Below are 17,193 nucleotides of genomic sequence, written 5' to 3'. Positions count from 1 at the left end.
TACGGCTATTACTTTGTTTTAAAGTCCTCTAATATAAGCAAAATATTACACCTATTTTAGATGCCATTATGCACCCTCATATTAAAGCGCTTTATAACAGCGCCCTAAAACCAAGCCGTTTAATTATTGGTTTAATGAGCGGCACCTCGTTGGATGGGCTTGATGTTGCACTGTGTAAAGTAACGGGCGCGGGCTTAAATACTCACATTGAGGTTTTAAATTTTACCACCGTTGACTACAACGACGATTATAAAGCTAAAATAAAGCAGGTATTTGCCAAAAGAGAGTGCGATTTAGAACTTGTAACTTTACTGCACCCGTGGGTAGGTAAACTCCATGGCAATATGGTTAATCAGTGCTTAGCTAAGTGGAATATAAACCCAGCAAGTATTGATGTAATAGCAAGCCACGGGCAAACCATTTACCACTGCCCGCAGTCGCAGCATAACCACAAAAGCTTTACTAATGGCACCTTACAAATTGGCGATAGCGACCAAATAGCCGTTACTACGGGTATTACAACCATTGGTGATTTTAGGCAAAAACACATAGCCGCAGGAGGCGAGGGCGCACCACTTGCTGTGTATGGCGATTATTTGTATTTTTCGAGCGCTGTTGAGAGTCGGGTTTTGCTAAATATGGGCGGCATAGCTAACTTAACGTTTTTACCCAAAAATGGCGATGCAAACGGTGTGTTTAGCTCCGACATTGGCCCCGGTAATACCATTATGGATGCCTACGTACAGCAACATTTTAAAGATATGCATTATGACGATGGCGCAAAAATAGCAAAAGCAGGCAAGGTAAATACACCATTATTAAATACATTATGTAATAACGCATTTTTTAACCTCCCAATGCCTAAAACTACAGGGCCAGAGGTATTTAACTTAGCGTATTTAAACGCCGCACAGCAGGTTACAAATACACAGCACTTAAGCCATGAAGATGTAATGGCCACCTTAAATACCTTTACTGCAACCGCTATAGCAAACGCATTAAACGAGTGTGCAGAGCGCGAACAAAATTGTGTGGTGTATGCAAGTGGTGGGGGTATTCATAACCCATTACTAATGGCGCAACTTACAACGCTTTGCCCACGTATTAAGGCTTTTAAAAATACCGACGATTTAGGTATAAATCCTGATGCAAAAGAGGCTGTACTATTTGCTATTTTAGCAAACGAATGCCTAGCAGGAGAGCAGCAACACCTAAGTAATACTGCACAAGGTATTGCGGGAGTCACTATGGGTAAAGTGAGTTTTGCAGATTAATAACTTGTCGCATCGCGTAATTTGGGTGCAGTTAGCACTAAAACAGCGATAAAAACGTAGAACCCATACTTGCAAAGTAGCTACGAACGCCCTGTGACTTGGTATGTTCAGTTTTTATTTGCTCAGGAATATAGCCTTGCTCAAATGCTTTAATGTACACATCGAGTTGCTGGCTTTCTTTTAAGGTCGTATTTTTTCCGTGCAGCATCATTTGCACTACAAAACACTGGCTTTGTGTAATGTTACTTAAAGTTAGGTTTACAGTACCAGATTCAAGATCCGCATTGCTCAGCGTTTTTTCAGTAAAATACTGCGCCCCACGCGCACTGGGCTGCGTTGCACTTAGTGAAATAACATCGCTCTCATTTGCGCCATCAGGCAACACACACTGCAGCGTAATGTTATGCTCAGCATTGGCTTTTAGCGATAGCTTTTCATATTCCATAGCGTGGCTCATCGCCGCAGACATAGAATCATCAAATGATTGCAGTGCAAATGTTAGTTGCACTAAGGGTGTACTCATCTTACTTAGTCTTCTTGAGTCTATTCATTTATCGGATAGAGATTATCGCGGATCAAAGTTACAGATTTATGACTAATTGCATTAATTAGTACAATTATTGAGTGGTTTGATCAAAGAGGATTTTTGTTGAAATTTTATAATGCTAGAAGGTGATTCCAGGTGATATTTCTAAAGGTACGTTCTTAAATGCGTTAAGTAATTTAGATATTCATTTACACCAAAATTTCATTGATGGCTTGAATGTATTAAAAATTATAAATTCAATAACAATTAGTGAGCCTATTGCGCATTCATTATATTTTTAAGTTTTTATTACGACAAAAAAGCAGATACCTAATTAGTATCTGCTTTTTAATTTTAAAAACCACTGCGTTAAATGCTGCGGTCTTTAATACTTACTTAAGCCTATTTATTAAGCTTGAGGTTTAATTAAGTACTTTTCGCCTGTTGCTTGTTTAGAATAAGCGGCAATTGACTGTAAGTGTAATACCTCAGCTAATGACACTTCGTGCGTGTAGTTGCTCGCAAATGTAGTGGTGATTTCATCAGCAACGCGTTTGCGCATTTTCATTACTGTATCTGTGCCTAATTTACCTAAAGCATTAAATAACAAGAACCCGTTTACAGCCCAAGCAAAGCCAAAGTTACGATTAAGTGTAATAGGCCCGCGGTCTAGTGCGCCATAAATGTACACTTGTTTGAATGTATCAGAGCCATAAATTGTGTGCTCTTTCATATCGCGCGCAGCTGCAACTTCCATACAGTTAAGAATGTCACTTGTTAGTTGGCCGCCACCGATTGGGTCAAACGCTATCGTTGCACCAGTTTCGATTATTGCAGCTGTTAGGTCAGCAAGAAAAGTGTCGCTGCTTGAGTTAACAATATATTTTGCACCCATATCGCGCAGTAATTTTTCTTGTTCTGGTTTGCGAACAATATTAATTAAATCAACGCCATCGGCAATACAAATACGGTTTAGCATTTGGCCAAGGTTAGAAGCCGCTGCGGCGTGAATAATGGCTTTATGGCCTTCAGCGCGCATGGTTTCTACCATTGCTAGTGCGGTAAGTGGGTTAACAAAAGACGATGCACCTTCTTTAGCGGTAGTCCCTTCTTTTAGCTCTAGGCAACTTTGTACATTGGCACATATAAATTGACGATACGTACCGCCGCCAATTACTGCAACGGTTTTACCCATTAATGCTTGTGCGGCTGGTGATGAGCCCGCAGCCACTACGGTGCCTGCGCCTTCATTACCTACAGGGGTTGCTTTTCCAACACGTGTTTTAAGTGATGGCATAAATTGAGCTGGAACATCAGCAGTAATTACTGGGTTTTCATCAGTACCTGATTGCTTTGCAGTAGACATATCAGCTGCGCTGAATAAAACGCCTAAGTCTGATGGATTTAATGGTGCAGCTTCAATGCGAATAACCACTTCATCGGCATTCGGCTTTGGCATCTCGATGTTTTTTAAGGCAAGTGTAAGTTTATTGTCTTCGCTGATAGTTGAAGTAAGTTGGATATTTTTATCTGTCATAATACTGTTCCTATAAATTGAGAATGGGTAGCGTATAGCGTAATTACTTGCTTTGAGCTGCCTGTATTTGTGCTGTTACCTTTTGCATAAACTCAGGCATATTTGCTTGGCGATCTGCCTCTATTTGCTGTGCAATAGTCGATTGGCTCATTTTTACTTGCCATTCTTTCATACCTGGGATTTCGGCCAATACATCCCAATTAAGCTCTTTTGGCGTGAATGCGTTAACCACTGTATTTACGTAGTAAACGTAAATATCTGCCATGCTAAATTGTTCGCCTGCTATCCACGGCGAAAAATGCGTTAATTCACAAAGGGCGTTTACACCGCGCGTTAATAGCTTGCGAATGTCGTCTTTTACGTGTTCAGGTGCAGGGGAGCCTGTAAATACATACGGAATTAAGCGTCTGCTTGGCAATTCAAAGTAAAGCTCACTTATTTTCATAATTTGGCGAACAAAAGCACGCTCGGCTGAATCTTCAGGGTATAGCATGTTGCTTGGGTAGGTTTCTTCAAGGTAGTCGCAAATAACGCTCGATTCTGCAATATTTAGCCCATCAGCGGTGGTAATAGCCGGTACTTTTCCCATAGGGTTTATAGCTAAAAACTGCTCGTCGTTGTTGTATATAAGGTGCTCATTAAATGGCAGCTCTTTGTGTAAAAGTACATGCTTAACCAAGTTGTAATAGTTACTAGCTGCGAAGCCGTGCAAAGTAATCATAATGTAGCCTTTGGTTTTAAGCTTTAACTATTGGCGTTAAATAAATTAAAGCGTGTAGATAAGTTAAGATTATTATTACTTGTTTTAATTTGCTTATATATAGGGGAAAATGCGAATCACTTTTGCTTTTAAAGCAATAATAAGGCTTATTTAACCCAGAGGTAGCATGGATCAACTAAAAGCCATACGGTATTTTATAAAAGTAGTCGAAACAGGCAGTTTTACTAAAGCTGCAAAAGCTTTTGATGTGCCGCCTTCGTCGTTGTCGCGTCGAGTAGCCGATTTAGAAAAAAGCTTAGGCGCTACGCTTTTAAAACGCTCAACCCGTATTGTTAAGCTTACCGAAGTTGGTCATATTTACTACAACGATATGCAGCAAATTTTGGGGCAACTGGCGCAAAGCCAAGAAACAGTGCGCAGTTACCAAACTACACCCATGGGGCGATTATCAATTAGTTGTATGGTTGGCTTTGGCGACAAAATTTTAATGCCACTGCTAGATGAATTTAGCGCGCTATACCCCGAAATTATATTAGATGTTAGCTTAAGTGATGAGCTGTCGACACTCGGGCGTGACGACGTTGATATAGCCATTCGTGGAGGGTATGCACCTAACGAGCGCGTGCTAGCAATAAAACTAATGGATAATAGCTTTATACCTGTTGCATCGCCTGGCTATTTGCAAAAATACGGGACGCCTAAAAGTGCTATGAAATTACAGCAGCACCGTGGCCTTTATTTTAAAACGCCAGCGGGGCCAACGCCTTGGTTATGTAAAGTAGATGATCAATGGCACGACGTTTCTGGGCATGCGGTCGCTATTTCAAATAACGGATCGTGGCTGGCTAAAAAAGCGTGTAATGGCGAGGGCATTTTAATGTCAACTCGATGGGCGCTCGACTCATACCTTGAGTCTGGCCAGTTGCAAGAGCTTAAGTTTGAGCATGAATTAGCTATAAGCCAAAATGCGACTATGGCGGTTTATTTGTTGTATCAAAAGCAGCGCTATTTAGTGCCAAAGGTAAAAGCGGCGGTCGATTTTTTAGTACAAAGAATAAAAGAAACAGGTGGAAGTGTTAAGCGAATAGAATAGTGAATTGTCGGATGGCGTTGTGCTTATCCGACCTACACTTATCCGATTTATTAATGGGTTGTTTGTATAAATAATAGGTAAAAAAACGTCTCCTTAAGCTAAAGCTTTTAATGCTGCGTCCGATAAATTACTTAATAGGGTTTAGCGATTAAGGATAATCATGGTTAATAATGCACTTGGCAGCCACGCTAATTTAAGCACTTTACTTGCCCAATCAGTTAATAACGCTAACCAAAGCTCTGTGAGTCCTTCGCTACACACCAGCAGCGACCTTCAAGCTATTAATTATTTACAAACTAACGCGCCAAAAATAACCGGTGGGTTATTAAGCCAGTTAAATAATAAAACTCTTGATGAAGCACTAGCCAGTAATCAAAAAGTAGAGGACGTTTTAAAGCAGCAACTTACCTCGTTATTTACAATTTCAAGCACGCCGAGCACGCTTAACTATAAACTCTCCGATGAAGAACTCGCCCTGCGCACCATAATAAGTTCTCAGCATGAGGGGTTATTAAAAAACGAAAACAGTACCCAATTAATTGAGCGATTAAATACATCAGTTAAAAATATTCAGGGTGCTTATGCTAATACCAGCGATATTTTATCGAGTTTAGGTCAGCTTGGGCATGAGCAAAAAACGTTTTTAGCCTCAAGCCAGCAACGTGTTGAGCGCTCGCTTAATCCTTATATGGAAAGCCTTAATCGCGCAAAATACGAGGATGACGATAACTACCTGTTTGAGCTCTCGGTAAAAACTAAAGAAGGTGATGTTATAAACATTACCTTTAACTCATCGCAAGGTTATGACGAAGAAACAGGTGAAGCGATAGATGGCTTTGGCTTAAGTTACGAAGTAAATGGCAATTTATCTGAGGCTGAACATGCGGCTTTAACGCAGGTTATGGCGGGTGTTGGTGAAATGGCCGATGAATTTTTTAAAGTGAGTGAAAATTCATTCAACCCTCTTATAGTGCCAAATCAAACAGACATGAGCTTAGATTTTTTAGCGGGCTTTAATAGTGAACAGTTAGCCGGTTTTAATGTGTCGTTTTCAACAACGCAAAATGATGCGCTTGATACTGCCCAGAACACGCTTGATTTAAGTTACTCTATTGATGAAGCATCAAACCAGCAAGCACTTGTGTTTAAAGTAGTAGGTGGGCAAAACGACATTGATTTTGCACTTGATATGTCAACCATTGGCGCTAAAGACACGCAGCAAATGCAGCAGTATTTAGCGTCGCTAGATCAAAGCCTAGAAGATAGCCGAGTAAACAGCACCCAGGACGATAAAGAGTCGGCATTTGGGCGCAAAGGCGATGAGACAATGCAGCAAGGTTTCTCGCTGTTTAAAAGTGCTTTTACAAGTATGTCGTCAGCGGCTGAGCGTTATAGCAATTTGGAGTCGCTTGCAGATCAGAAGTTTAATGACGGGCGCGCCATGGTTGCCGATTTAGTTGATAACATGATTACAAACGATGCCCGTTACCAAGGGCTCGGTAATAGAGCACCCAATACTTTAGGGGCGGGTATTTCTAAGCTCGCTGATTTTGATGCTACGTTTTCTTATGCGCTGGATAATGGCGACTATCAACCTAAAAACACTATTGAGCTAAGCCAAGCGACTGAACAAACCCAATTAGGAGATCTTAGCGGTGTAACGCAAAGTAAAAATGTAAGTAGCCACTTTGATTATCAATACAGTCGCCCTGACTATTACGACAAAGAAGAGAGTTATAACGTAGGTACCGCCGTTAAAAATAAAGAACTTGTGGGGCTAGAACAGTCACACGAGGTTGATGTTGATACAAAAATGTTTGAGTTTAACCCGCAAACAAATCAATACGAGCTGCAAATGACGATGCAAGAGCAAACAGTTAGTAAAAGCGACATTCGCTTAATTGACGATATTTGGCTTGAAGAAAACGAAAACAGCTACAACATGAATAAAAAAGAGCGTGTTGAGAGTGACGAAAAGCAAGACGAGTTTGAAAAAACAAGCAGCCATTCTCATAATAAACTAGTTACCTTAATTGGTGACTTAGATAAGCTAGCTGAGAATAAAGACGTAAGGCGAGAATATTTAACTAACTTATCGCAAGTAAACTTTTTTATGGATAAAAAGTAACGCCTGAGAGCTGTTCACTCCACACTCAATATTGGGTATAGTCATTTAATACCTAAATTAAGAGCAACCTTATGTTTAAACAATTAATTTTACTGTGCGCTTTAAGTATGCCGCTTGTAAGCTGCGCTGCTACGGCGCCATTTTCTGGCGAGATAAGTACGCAAGCACTGCTAAGCGACTACGACAAGTTTAACGAGCACTACAAGGCGTATACACCAACAGCACAAGACATTTTATTAATGCAAAAGCTAGAAGGCAAAGAGCTAATTGTATTATTTGGAACGTGGTGCCACGACAGCGAGCGCGAAGTGCCAAAGCTTATTAAGTTAATTGATGCATCGAAAGTACAACTTGCAAGCATTGACTATGTGGCCGTGGGTTACAACAAACGCGATGATGCCGGAATAGCCGAAGCTAACGACTTACAATACACGCCAACGTTTATTGTTAAACAAAATGGCAAAGAGTTGGTACGCGTAATTGAAAAGCCAACGGGTACGTTAGCGCAAGACTTAACTCAGGGTTTGTAAGGTCTATTCTTATGTTATGGCAATTCAATTAAAAGGATGTATAAAGGTTGGTTTTCTGTGATTTGTTGCTAATTATAGCCTGTCATTTAACGTCAATTAAGTAAGCGTTTTGTGAGCATCAACCCGCGATTTTATTTATAATTAATATGGATATTTATGAAGTGCAAAAAGTGTAAATCAGGAATTACCTCCCCAATTGTTAAAACGACAAATATTAACGGGACTCCAATCGCGTCATCATCTTGCCCAGTCTGCGGTGAAAATTTAGATGGTTCAAAAAGATATTGGGTTTTATTAATTATTTTACTTATCGGCATTGGTGTAGCATCAAGGTATTTTTCTTAACCTTGGTTATATTACCCACACATGTGAATGAGCAAGACTTTGGTTTTGATTATTAGTCTTTTATTTTATCCGACTGATTTAGTCTTTTACTTTAAAGTTATGTGACCTATGAAATTAATGCGAACTGAAAAAGTTCAATTGTGGTTTATGATAAATGCCAAAAAATTGTATGTAGCTACCGCTGTTTTTGGTGCTATTTTTGTATTGATTTGGGGGGATGCTTCTCAATGGAAATACGAGGAAGATAAAAATCACTTCAGCACCTTTTTTTCATCCATTAATAGCCGAATTAGTTTTGTAAGGCATGGTTATTCAGGTACCAGTTTAAGAGTTATTGTGAATTTTGATGCCGAAGGGCTCACTCTGGATGAAATCAAAAATATAACTCCAAAATATAAACATGTGATTCTTGAGCGCATTTGCAATGATTTAGAGAGTTTGAAAGTTTTAGAAGACGGCTACTATTTTGATGTGGATTTAAGGGATACCAGCTCTGAACACATGTTTAAAAATTATTTTAATTTAATAGTAAAGCATGAAAGGTGTATCACGTAACACAAGTGAGTTTTAACTTAGCTAATAGGCATTAGAAAGACTAAAGGGCTCAAATTTTGACTTCAAAGATTAAACTTTATGTAAATTTGCTACTGGTGCCTTACTACTTACAGATTGCGAGCATTATTCACTAAACAGGCTTTTTTCGAACGCTTGCGCAGCGTGTGAAGACGGTCTGTCTTTATAATGCAGTTGATAAAGTGGCCGAGAAAGCTGCTCGTTATTTTTTTGGCTCAGGCGTGTTAATTTGCCTAGCTGCACTAAATCCTCAGTAACTACATTTGGCAATAAAGCGACCCCCATACCTTGAGCAACAGCCCTTGCTATGGCTTCATTGCTGCCCAATTGCATACTGCGCTCTGCTATTACACCATGTTGGGCTAATAACTTTACCGACATTTCTAAAGTGCCCGAGCCCGGCTCGCGCAGTAGCCAAAACTGTTTGTTTAACCATGCTTTTAAGTCTTTCGTGGGCTTAAAGTTACTCGGTATAACAACACTCATCAAATCGTTTTGCCAGTGCTTACTTATAATATGCGGCTCGGTGGGTGTGCCTTCAACCAGTGCTAAATCGATAGTGCATTCAAGTAGAGCGTGCTCAATTTGCGCGGTATTAGCAACTTGTACTTCTACTTTTATATGGGGGTATTGTGCGCAAAAATTGGCTAAATAGGGAGGTAGCCAATAGCTGGCAATGGTTGTACTGGTGCCTATAACGAGTGTGCCGCGCTTAAGCCCTGTGCGTGATTTAATATCTTCAATGGCGGCTTTTTCAATGGCAAAAATGCTACGTGCATGATCATACAAGGCTTGGCCGCCGTCGCTTAAGGTAAGTTTTTTGCCTTTAGATGCACGCTCTATAAGTTGAATATTTAATTGGTGCTCAAGCTCTTTTAGCGCTTTAGATACAGCGGGTTGGCTTATAAAAAGCGCCTCGGCTGCGCCTGAAAAACTGCCAAGCTTTGCTACCGTATAAAACACCCTAAGTGCATGCAAGTTCATTGTGTCTCTCAAATTACATAACTTTAAGTTATCGAATCATGATTTTAATGTATTGGAGTTATATTTTGCGCTTTCTTAAAATGAAGTCAACAGTTTAACGTTGTTCAATTGAGAGAATATTATGCTTAGCGCTATTAAAAATTTGGGTATTAATACTAAGCAATACGGCGATGCGCGCTGGTGGCTAGGTATGCTGCTGGTGGTTGTTTTGGCGGGGGCATCTGTTGCATTAAGTAAGTTACCCATAATGCAAAGTGCGCAATTTAGCTCTTTAACTATTGGTATAGTGCTTGGCATTATTGTGGGTAACAGTGTGTTTTCGCGCATTGCTACGCAAACCGATATAGGTGTTGATTACGCTAAAAGTATATTGCTTAAAGCGGGGGTTGTGTTGTTTGGGTTTAGAATTACCTTTGCGCAAGTAGCGGGCGTAGGCTGGGAAGGCTTATTAACCGATGTTGTAATGCTGTTAGGCACATTTATTTTGGCAGTGCAGCTAGGTAAGCGCGTATTTAAGCTTGATGAACAAACAACCATATTAATTGGCGCGGGTAGCTCTATTTGTGGTGCCGCTGCGGTTATGGCAACTGAGCCGGTTATAAAAGCGCAGGCGCATAAAGTATCGGTAGCGGTGGCAACGGTGGTGGTGTTTGGCACGTTAAGCATGTTCGCCTACCCAATTATGTTTGATTACATGGGGCTGAGTGAACACGCTTACGGTATTTTTGTAGGCTCAACTATTCATGAAGTAGCGCAAGTGGTTGCAGCGGGAACAGCAGTAAGCGCCAATGCTGCAGATACCGCCGTTATAGAAAAAATGCTAAGGGTGATGATGCTTGCGCCATTTTTAGTGGGCTTATCGTTTTGGCAAAGTAAAAAGCATGCTAAAACAAACAATAACGTGCATGGCGGCGAGCAAAAAGCGGGTATTACAATCCCTTGGTTTGCTGTGTTATTTATTGTGGCAAGTGGTGTGCATTCACTCTCTATTATTCCTCAAGTGGCTACAAGCGCAGTTGTTTGGTTTGATAATATATTACTCACCATTGCGATGGTGGCTTTAGGTTTACGCACACATGTTGGCGCTATTCGCCAAGCGGGTATAAAACCACTGTTATTAGCAGGCTGTTTATTTTTGTTTTTAACCTTGGGTGGTTACGCTATTAATATAGGCATTGCTGAGCTGTTTTAAACGTTACTTGGTAAAAGTTGATTGGCGGCTTAAATTGGCCAATCAACTTCATTTAAGTTATCGAGTTGTGTACTTGCATTTTTATTACCCTGCCATTTATTAGTGTAAACAGCGTGCGGGTCAAACTGTAACGTTTGTTTTTCAATATTAAAGTGCCTACCACCACGCGGATCTACGCCTACACCTGCTATATATTGCCAATTACCCCAATTAGCGGCTACATCGTAATCAACCAGTTGCTGTTCAAAATAAGCTGCGCCATAGCGCCAATCAAGGCCAAGTTCGTTAACTAAACAACTGGCTGCAATTTGCCTTGCTCTATTTGATATATAACCCGTAGCGTTAAGCTCATTCATAATGGCATTGACTAATGGGTAGGGTGTTGCGCCATTACACCATGCAGCAAATCGGCTTGGCATAAATGTAGTGAGTGGTCTGGTTTGCTTTTGGCCTTTAAAGCTAAACAGGCTTTTACCTGCCTTAAGTGCATGCCATTTAAAATATTCTCGCCATAGCAATTCAAATTTAATCCAGTAGGTAGACTCGTTTGTTATATAGCTTTGTTCGTACGCCTCAACTGCTTTATAAACTTGCCGCGCACTTACACAGCCAAAAGCAAGCCAGGTACTAAATTTTGTGGTGTTATTAAAGCCATCAAGCTCGTTTCGAGTTATTTTATAAGTACTTGGCAGCAAGCCTGAAAAGTATTGCTCTAAGTGTGTTTGCGCACTTTTAAACCCGCCATGCATTACGCCATTATTTGCTATACGCTCTAAAGGTTTTTTAGCGCACAAGGTTATTGGCTGAGGGAGCAAACCGTTTGGTAATGTTGAAAGTGAAATGGGGCTAGTGGCGGCCTCTACCTTTTTACGAAACGGGGTAAAGTGTTTAGGTAATTCGCTTAAATCAAAGGGTAGGTCACTTTGCTTAAAGAGCGTGTCTTGCTGGTCCCCTGTAATCTGTACATTAGGGCAATGTGCTTTGAGTAAGTTTATTTGGCGTTGCTCGTACAGGCCAAATTGCTCGCTGTATACAACTTCATCTATATTTTGCTCATTAATACGCGCTTTCAAAAGCGATACAGGTTCGCCTTCAAGCACATGCAGGGTTTGCCCGCGCTCAATAAGTGCTTGTTGTAGTTCGTACAAGCTTTGCATTAAAAACTGCTGTTTGTGCACGCCATATGGCTTTTGTTGATAGTTATTATTTTTAAACCAATGCGGGTTTATAACAAATACAATATCAAGCGCGCATTGCTCAGTAGCAAGTTCGCTTAAAATAGGGTTGTCGTCTATTCGTAAATCGTTTTGTAGCCAATATAAAATGCGTTTGCTCATAGGTTTGCTCAGGTTTTTGTAATCATTAACTTTACGAAGCAAAAGCGGGTAGGGATTAGTTTTGAGGTGTTTAAGAGGGTTTTAAAAAGAGGCGGCAAATAATACCGCCTCCTTGAATGTTAAATAGCCGATTTTTGTTTTGCTATCCAATCGTTTATTACGTCTTCTAATACTTCCATAGGCAGCGAGCCTTGGCCGATTACGGTGTCGTGAAAGCTGCGAATATCAAACTTAGCCCCGAGTTCTTTTTCAGCTTTTGCGCGCAGTTCGCGTATTTTTATTTCGCCCATTTTGTACGAAAGCGCTTGGCCTGGCCATGAAATATAACGATCTATTTGATCCTCCACCGCACTTTGTGGCAAAGCAGTGTGATCTGCCAAGTAGTCAATAGCCTTTTGGCGGCTCCAACCAAAGGCATGAATACCGGTATCAACAACAAGTCTTACTGCACGCCACATTTCGTAGCCTAAACGACCAAAGTCGCTGTACGGGCTTTGATAAAAGCCGGCTTCTTTACCTAAGCGCTCTGTGTATAGTGCCCAACCTTCGCCAAATGCTGAGTGGCTAAGTGTGCGTCTAAATTCGGGTACATTTAACTCCATAGCAATAGCGTTTTGTAAATGATGCCCTGGTATTGCCTCATGTAAGCTAAGTGCTTCTAAATTATACAAAGGTTGCAATTTAGGTGTTGAGGCTAAAAAATAAGTGCCGGGGGATCGGTTATCAGCAGGTGGCATATAAAACGCGCCGCGACTCGCTGAGCCTTTAATAGTAAAGGTATTACGCGGTAAATGATTAAAGTAGGTTGGTAACTTGCCATACATTTTTTGCGTTATAAAAGCGGTTTTTTCTAGCAGGTCTTGTGCGTCTGTTGCGTAAAATTGCTCATCGGTCGCTAAAAATTCTAAAAAATCGCTGTATGTGCCATCAAAACCTACTTCATCAATAATGTTTTGCATTTGCGTTTTTATACGCGCCACTTCTTTTAAGCCAAGCTCATGTATTTGCTTTGGTGTGGCATTGGTTGTGGTGTAATAATTAACTGCATATTTGTAATACTCAAGCCCGCCTTTAATGCTTGCAATACCCGGCTGGGCTCTACAGTTAGGCATGTAATCGTTTTCAAAAAAGTCGTAAAAATGCTGATAAGCAGGGACTACTTTTGAGCTGATTAAGGCCTTTGCTTTATTTTGGTATGTGGCTTTTTGCTCTGCTGTAAACGTGTTTGGTATACGTGTAAAGGGCTCGTAAAGGGCACTGTTTTCAGGTTGTTTAACAATATGCGCGCTAATGCTTTGGCTGTAATTTTCAAAGGTTTTGCAGTAATGAGTAAAGCCTGTTTTTATACCTTCTTTCATTAAATCAATATTTTGCTGATTAAAGCGCGGGTAGTCGGCAAGGCTGATTAAAAATGCGTTGTAATCATCAGGCGTTAAAAATGCCATATTAGCCGGTGCTTCGGCAAAGTAGGTATGCCAGCCACTTAAAAAATTAACCTGAAAATACTTATCTTGAAAAAGGTAGCTTTGCTGCTCTGTTTCTCGCTCGTATTTAAATAAGCGGTAGTTCATTAGCTGCTCGCTATTGAGCGTTTTAGGGTCAATACTAGCTAAGTTTTTTAACACACTGTCATTGTAAGCTTGGCGCTTTGCAATGGCTTGCTCGCTCCAACTTGGTAGTGTGCCACTGGGTTTCCAACCGTCAGGGTCGGTACGAAAGAATATTTTTTCGGCTTTTGCGTTTTGCCAATGGTTATCAATAATCGTTTTTAAGTCACTGTTACTATCGGCAATGCTTGGCAGTGATGCAACAGCTAAGCAAATAGCTAAAATACTTTTTTTAAACATAGTCATCCATTTATTGCGCGTTAATTTTTATTAGTTTTCGCGTATTTATCGTTTTTGTTTTTAATATAGTACCAACTTAACTTTATTAATGCGCTTAATTTTATAACCTGTAACTATTGGTTTTTATTTTTGATTGAACAAATTTCACTGTACAACTGAGTGGCGCACTAGTTTATTGTTTTATCAGCGTTTAGAATGATTAAAACTAATTATAATAAAGGTCGTCATGTTTAATAAAGTAATAGCGCTGATTGATGAAGCGAATAATCAAGACCCTAATAGCGAACAACACAATGGCGAAAATTTCCCAAAAGAAAGTTTATACGCCTTACGCATGAGCGAAATGCTAACTCGTTTTAAACCAGCTGCCAATGAACTTATGCAAATTGCAGTGCGTGCACAGCATATTCAGCGTTGGAAGTCGCCACGAAGTGACTTTGAAATGAATAAGCAGGGCTATCATCAGTGGCGCAGTGCTCTTTATATATTTCATGCAAGTAGTGTTGTTACGCTTATGCAGCAAGCTGGTTACGGTGAGGCTGAGCAAAACCGTGTTTACGATGCGGTTGCTAAAAAAGATATTAAACGTAACCCAGACAGCCAATTAGTAGAAGATGTAGCAAGCCTTGTATTTATTGAGCATTACATGCTTGGTTTTGCCAATGCAAAACCAGATTACAATGAAGAAAAGTGGATTGGTATAATTCGTCGTACTTGGCAAAAAATGTCAGGTGAGGCACATGAATTTGTACTTGCAGGTAATATTACATTACCCGCACCACTTGTTGGGCTTATTCATAAAGCACTTGAATAAATAATAAAAGTATAAAAATAAAAAAGGAATTTTAAATGCATTGCCCTAGAACTAATACGCCACTTGAGCCTTTACTTGTTGGCGGGATTACTGTTTTTACGTCAGCTCAAGGCGGCGTATTTTTTGATAACAGCCAAATTTTTAAGTTTAGCTCTCCAGAGTTAAAGCACGGTCAGGTATTGCTAAAATATTTGAGTGATCATATCGAGAGTGAATACGATGTATCGCTACGAATAAACTGCCCACAGTGCAAAAGTATTGTGATGATGCGCAGGTATTTTTCGCCAGTTAAGGCCGTCGAAATAGATGAATGTCCAGGTTGTGCAGGAATATGGCTTGATAGTGGCGAGCTGGCAAAAATACACGAAAACCACTTAACACCCCGAGAGCGAAAGCTGTTAGCACATGAAATGGCAACCAATCATGGGTTTATAACTATTAAGCCGCCAAAATCAAAGTATTACCCTAAAGCGCCTAAAAACGTTCAAGGCACCACTGTTGAACGGCTGGTGCAATTGGCATTACTTAATTTTGAGTAATAAATTAGTCTCGAATGCTACATTAATTTTAAGCATGCAGGTGCTGCTAATAAAAGCATGACTTGCAAGAACAAATTTTAAAACCAAGGAAGGCTGAGTATGAAGGATTATAAGAGTAAAGTAGCACTGCAATTTTACTGTGTGCTACTGGCGTGTTTTTTGACATCAGGCTGTGATTTTTTATTTGATAAAGCGCATGGTTATCGTGGACCCATTGTTGTGACGATTGAAACAGAAGATGGCTCAGTGCCAGAATTTCCTTTTTTGATAAAGTCGGCCTATTCAGAATCGTGTGGTCATAGTAGTTGTGGTATTGATTTTGGTTATAAGTATTTTAAAGCTGCCTATGCTAATGAGCCAATTACCTTCCCACGGGAGCGTTTGGATTTATTACAGCCCAACGCCTATGCATCGATTGAGTTTACGGTTACTCATCCTAATTATCACCAAGGCGGATTTCCGCGAGGTTTTGCGCCCACCGATGCCGATGACCCCATTCATATCACGTTTACCGTTAAGCCGTTTGCTGAACAAATGAGTAAAGTAGCTGGCTGGGCGACTGGCCCTAAACAAAACATGCAAAACTTTACACCTGATAGCAGGGAATATAAAAAAGCAGACATAAGGTATCGCCAAGCGCGCTTTAATTTAGGAAAGACGATTAAAAGGCACATTACGGTGATCAAAACGTTTTACTTACCTCATTTTTCAAAACGTATGCAACAACGGGTGATTGAAAAGTATCAACCGATTTTTAGAGCCTGGTATTACGGCGTACCTGAAACGGATTGTTGGGATATGGTTGACTGTAGAAAGCAAATTTTAAAACCAAGGAAGGCTGAGTATGAAGGATTATAAGCGTAAAACTGCACTGCAATTTTACTGTGTGCTACTGGCGTGTTTTTTGACAACAAGTTGCACTAGGGTATTCGATAAGGCTCATGGTTATCGTGGGCCCATTGTTGTGACGATTGAAACAGAAGATGGCTCTGTGCCAGAATTTCCTTTTTTGATAAAGTCGGCCTATTCAGAATCGTGTGGTCATAGTAGTTGTGGTATTGATTTTGGTTATAAATATTTTAAAACGGCCTATGCTAATGAGCCAATTACCTTCCCACGGGAGCGTTTGGATTTATTACAGCCCAACGCCTATGCATCGATTGAGTTTACGGTTACTCATCCTAATTATCACCACCGCGGATTTCCGCGAGGTTTTGGGCCCACCGATGCCGATGACCCCATTCATATCACGTTTACCGTTAAGCCGTTTGCTGAACAAATGAATAAAGTAGCTGGCTGGGCGACTGGCCCTAAACAAAACATGCAAAACTTTACACCTGATAGCAGGGAATATAAAAAAGCAGACATAAGGTATCGCCAAGCGCGCTTTAATTTAGGAAAGACGATTAAAAGGCACATTACGGTGATCAAAACGTTTTACTTACCTCATTTTTCAAAACGTATGCAACAACGGGTGATTGAAAAGTATCAACCGATTTTTAGAGCCTGGTATTACGGCGTACCTGAAACGGATTGTTGGAACAAAATGACTTGCCAAGAACATATTTTAAAGCCAAGGGAAGCTGAATATGAAGGATTATAAGCGTACTTACCTGCAATAATACGTAATCATTTTGCACAGCTAAATGTGTCGCTATCTGCGTTAAAAAATTCTCATTTTGAACCATTGAATAGCGAAATTTTTGCCTAGCTAGCAACACGTTTTTCAAATCTCAAAATAGATCACTTAATT

The 17,193-nt window shown here is 40.3% G+C and carries 16 protein-coding genes; 10 read left to right on the top strand and 6 right to left on the bottom strand.

The window, feature by feature from the left end:
- Positions 1 to 68 precede the first annotated feature (68 nt).
- Positions 69 to 1,274: an anhydro-N-acetylmuramic acid kinase gene (locus tag RB214_RS18285; RefSeq protein WP_309169407.1), complete on the top strand. Its 1,206-nt coding sequence runs from the start codon at positions 69 to 71 to the stop codon at positions 1,272 to 1,274.
- Between the two features lie 37 nt (positions 1,275 to 1,311).
- Here the strand turns inward: RB214_RS18285 and RB214_RS18280 are convergent, their stop codons facing one another.
- The 3 genes from RB214_RS18280 to RB214_RS18270 all read right to left on the bottom strand — a co-directional run bounded on the left by RB214_RS18280 (position 1,312) and on the right by RB214_RS18270 (position 4,058).
- A complete protein-coding gene (locus tag RB214_RS18280) occupies positions 1,312 to 1,797 on the bottom strand; it encodes a hypothetical protein (RefSeq protein ID WP_309169406.1) in 486 nt (161 codons plus the stop codon).
- A gap of 412 nt (positions 1,798 to 2,209) precedes the next feature.
- A complete protein-coding gene (locus tag RB214_RS18275; RefSeq protein WP_182720700.1) occupies positions 2,210 to 3,337 on the bottom strand; it encodes a zinc-binding dehydrogenase in 1,128 nt (375 codons plus the stop codon).
- 43 nt (positions 3,338 to 3,380) lie between these two features.
- The gene (locus RB214_RS18270) at positions 3,381 to 4,058 is read right to left on the bottom strand and encodes a glutathione S-transferase family protein (RefSeq protein WP_024596119.1); all 678 of its coding nucleotides are present in this window, start codon (positions 4,056 to 4,058) and stop codon (positions 3,381 to 3,383) included.
- Between the two features lie 166 nt (positions 4,059 to 4,224).
- Between RB214_RS18270 and RB214_RS18265 the strand changes: the two genes are divergently transcribed.
- The 4 genes from RB214_RS18265 to RB214_RS18250 all read left to right on the top strand — a co-directional run bounded on the left by RB214_RS18265 (position 4,225) and on the right by RB214_RS18250 (position 8,709).
- Positions 4,225 to 5,151, top strand: a complete 927-nt coding sequence (locus RB214_RS18265) for a LysR substrate-binding domain-containing protein (protein WP_309169405.1) — start codon at positions 4,225 to 4,227, stop codon at positions 5,149 to 5,151.
- 160 nt (positions 5,152 to 5,311) lie between these two features.
- Positions 5,312 to 7,279: a hypothetical protein gene (locus RB214_RS18260; protein ID WP_309169404.1), complete on the top strand. Its 1,968-nt coding sequence runs from the start codon at positions 5,312 to 5,314 to the stop codon at positions 7,277 to 7,279.
- A gap of 71 nt (positions 7,280 to 7,350) precedes the next feature.
- Entirely contained in the window at positions 7,351 to 7,809 is a 459-nt protein-coding gene (locus RB214_RS18255) for a thioredoxin family protein (RefSeq protein ID WP_309169403.1), read from the top strand.
- Between the two features lie 453 nt (positions 7,810 to 8,262).
- On the top strand, positions 8,263 to 8,709 hold the full coding sequence (locus RB214_RS18250; RefSeq protein ID WP_309169402.1) for a hypothetical protein: 447 nt from the start codon (positions 8,263 to 8,265) through the stop codon (positions 8,707 to 8,709).
- Positions 8,710 to 8,832: 123 nt separating this feature from the next.
- Here the strand turns inward: RB214_RS18250 and RB214_RS18245 are convergent, their stop codons facing one another.
- Positions 8,833 to 9,711, bottom strand: a complete 879-nt coding sequence (locus tag RB214_RS18245; RefSeq protein ID WP_309169401.1) for a LysR substrate-binding domain-containing protein — start codon at positions 9,709 to 9,711, stop codon at positions 8,833 to 8,835.
- A gap of 121 nt (positions 9,712 to 9,832) precedes the next feature.
- Between RB214_RS18245 and RB214_RS18240 the strand changes: the two genes are divergently transcribed.
- Entirely contained in the window at positions 9,833 to 10,903 is a 1,071-nt protein-coding gene (locus tag RB214_RS18240) for a YeiH family protein (protein WP_309169400.1), read from the top strand.
- A 29-nt stretch (positions 10,904 to 10,932) separates the two neighbouring features.
- Here the strand turns inward: RB214_RS18240 and RB214_RS18235 are convergent, their stop codons facing one another.
- Both RB214_RS18235 and RB214_RS18230 read right to left on the bottom strand, forming a co-directional pair.
- The gene (locus tag RB214_RS18235; protein WP_309169399.1) at positions 10,933 to 12,240 is read right to left on the bottom strand and encodes a DASH family cryptochrome; all 1,308 of its coding nucleotides are present in this window, start codon (positions 12,238 to 12,240) and stop codon (positions 10,933 to 10,935) included.
- Between the two features lie 119 nt (positions 12,241 to 12,359).
- A complete protein-coding gene (locus tag RB214_RS18230; protein ID WP_309169398.1) occupies positions 12,360 to 14,087 on the bottom strand; it encodes a DUF885 domain-containing protein in 1,728 nt (575 codons plus the stop codon).
- 226 nt (positions 14,088 to 14,313) lie between these two features.
- On the opposite strand from RB214_RS18230, the gene RB214_RS18225 reads away from it, so the two are divergent.
- The 4 genes from RB214_RS18225 to RB214_RS18210 all read left to right on the top strand — a co-directional run bounded on the left by RB214_RS18225 (position 14,314) and on the right by RB214_RS18210 (position 17,043).
- Positions 14,314 to 14,901, top strand: coding sequence for a DUF4202 domain-containing protein (locus RB214_RS18225; protein ID WP_309169397.1), 588 nt, complete (start codon positions 14,314 to 14,316; stop codon positions 14,899 to 14,901).
- Positions 14,902 to 14,936: 35 nt separating this feature from the next.
- The gene (locus tag RB214_RS18220) at positions 14,937 to 15,440 is read left to right on the top strand and encodes a zf-TFIIB domain-containing protein (protein WP_309169396.1); all 504 of its coding nucleotides are present in this window, start codon (positions 14,937 to 14,939) and stop codon (positions 15,438 to 15,440) included.
- Positions 15,441 to 15,539: 99 nt separating this feature from the next.
- Positions 15,540 to 16,298: a hypothetical protein gene (locus RB214_RS18215; protein ID WP_309169395.1), complete on the top strand. Its 759-nt coding sequence runs from the start codon at positions 15,540 to 15,542 to the stop codon at positions 16,296 to 16,298.
- Positions 16,285 to 17,043 carry a hypothetical protein gene (locus RB214_RS18210; RefSeq protein ID WP_309169394.1) on the top strand — a complete coding sequence of 253 codons (759 nt, stop codon included), beginning with the start codon at positions 16,285 to 16,287 and terminating at the stop codon, positions 17,041 to 17,043. The genes RB214_RS18215 and RB214_RS18210 overlap by 14 nt, the downstream gene beginning before the upstream one ends.
- The last annotated feature ends 150 nt before the right edge of the window (positions 17,044 to 17,193 follow it).

Origin of the sequence: Pseudoalteromonas sp. HL-AS1 (genome assembly GCF_031198785.1) — a bacterium.
GTDB classification, from domain to species: domain Bacteria; phylum Pseudomonadota; class Gammaproteobacteria; order Enterobacterales; family Alteromonadaceae; genus Pseudoalteromonas; species Pseudoalteromonas distincta.
This window is presented reverse-complemented; position numbering and strand designations above follow the sequence as displayed.

Bases quoted from the DNA above. Each gene is read 5' to 3' on its own strand.
- RB214_RS18285 (WP_309169407.1), top strand. From the start codon at position 69: ATGCACCCTCATATTAAAGCGCTTTATAACAGCGCCCTAAAACCAAGC.
- RB214_RS18280 (WP_309169406.1), bottom strand. From the start codon at position 1,797: ATGAGTACACCCTTAGTGCAACTAACATTTGCACTGCAATCATTTGAT.
- RB214_RS18275 (WP_182720700.1), bottom strand. From the start codon at position 3,337: ATGACAGATAAAAATATCCAACTTACTTCAACTATCAGCGAAGACAAT.
- RB214_RS18270 (WP_024596119.1), bottom strand. From the start codon at position 4,058: ATGATTACTTTGCACGGCTTCGCAGCTAGTAACTATTACAACTTGGTT.
- RB214_RS18265 (WP_309169405.1), top strand. From the start codon at position 4,225: ATGGATCAACTAAAAGCCATACGGTATTTTATAAAAGTAGTCGAAACA.
- RB214_RS18260 (WP_309169404.1), top strand. From the start codon at position 5,312: ATGGTTAATAATGCACTTGGCAGCCACGCTAATTTAAGCACTTTACTT.
- RB214_RS18255 (WP_309169403.1), top strand. From the start codon at position 7,351: ATGTTTAAACAATTAATTTTACTGTGCGCTTTAAGTATGCCGCTTGTA.
- RB214_RS18250 (WP_309169402.1), top strand. From the start codon at position 8,263: ATGAAATTAATGCGAACTGAAAAAGTTCAATTGTGGTTTATGATAAAT.
- RB214_RS18245 (WP_309169401.1), bottom strand. From the start codon at position 9,711: ATGAACTTGCATGCACTTAGGGTGTTTTATACGGTAGCAAAGCTTGGC.
- RB214_RS18240 (WP_309169400.1), top strand. From the start codon at position 9,833: ATGCTTAGCGCTATTAAAAATTTGGGTATTAATACTAAGCAATACGGC.
- RB214_RS18235 (WP_309169399.1), bottom strand. From the start codon at position 12,240: ATGAGCAAACGCATTTTATATTGGCTACAAAACGATTTACGAATAGAC.
- RB214_RS18230 (WP_309169398.1), bottom strand. From the start codon at position 14,087: ATGTTTAAAAAAAGTATTTTAGCTATTTGCTTAGCTGTTGCATCACTG.
- RB214_RS18225 (WP_309169397.1), top strand. From the start codon at position 14,314: ATGTTTAATAAAGTAATAGCGCTGATTGATGAAGCGAATAATCAAGAC.
- RB214_RS18220 (WP_309169396.1), top strand. From the start codon at position 14,937: ATGCATTGCCCTAGAACTAATACGCCACTTGAGCCTTTACTTGTTGGC.
- RB214_RS18215 (WP_309169395.1), top strand. From the start codon at position 15,540: ATGAAGGATTATAAGAGTAAAGTAGCACTGCAATTTTACTGTGTGCTA.
- RB214_RS18210 (WP_309169394.1), top strand. From the start codon at position 16,285: ATGAAGGATTATAAGCGTAAAACTGCACTGCAATTTTACTGTGTGCTA.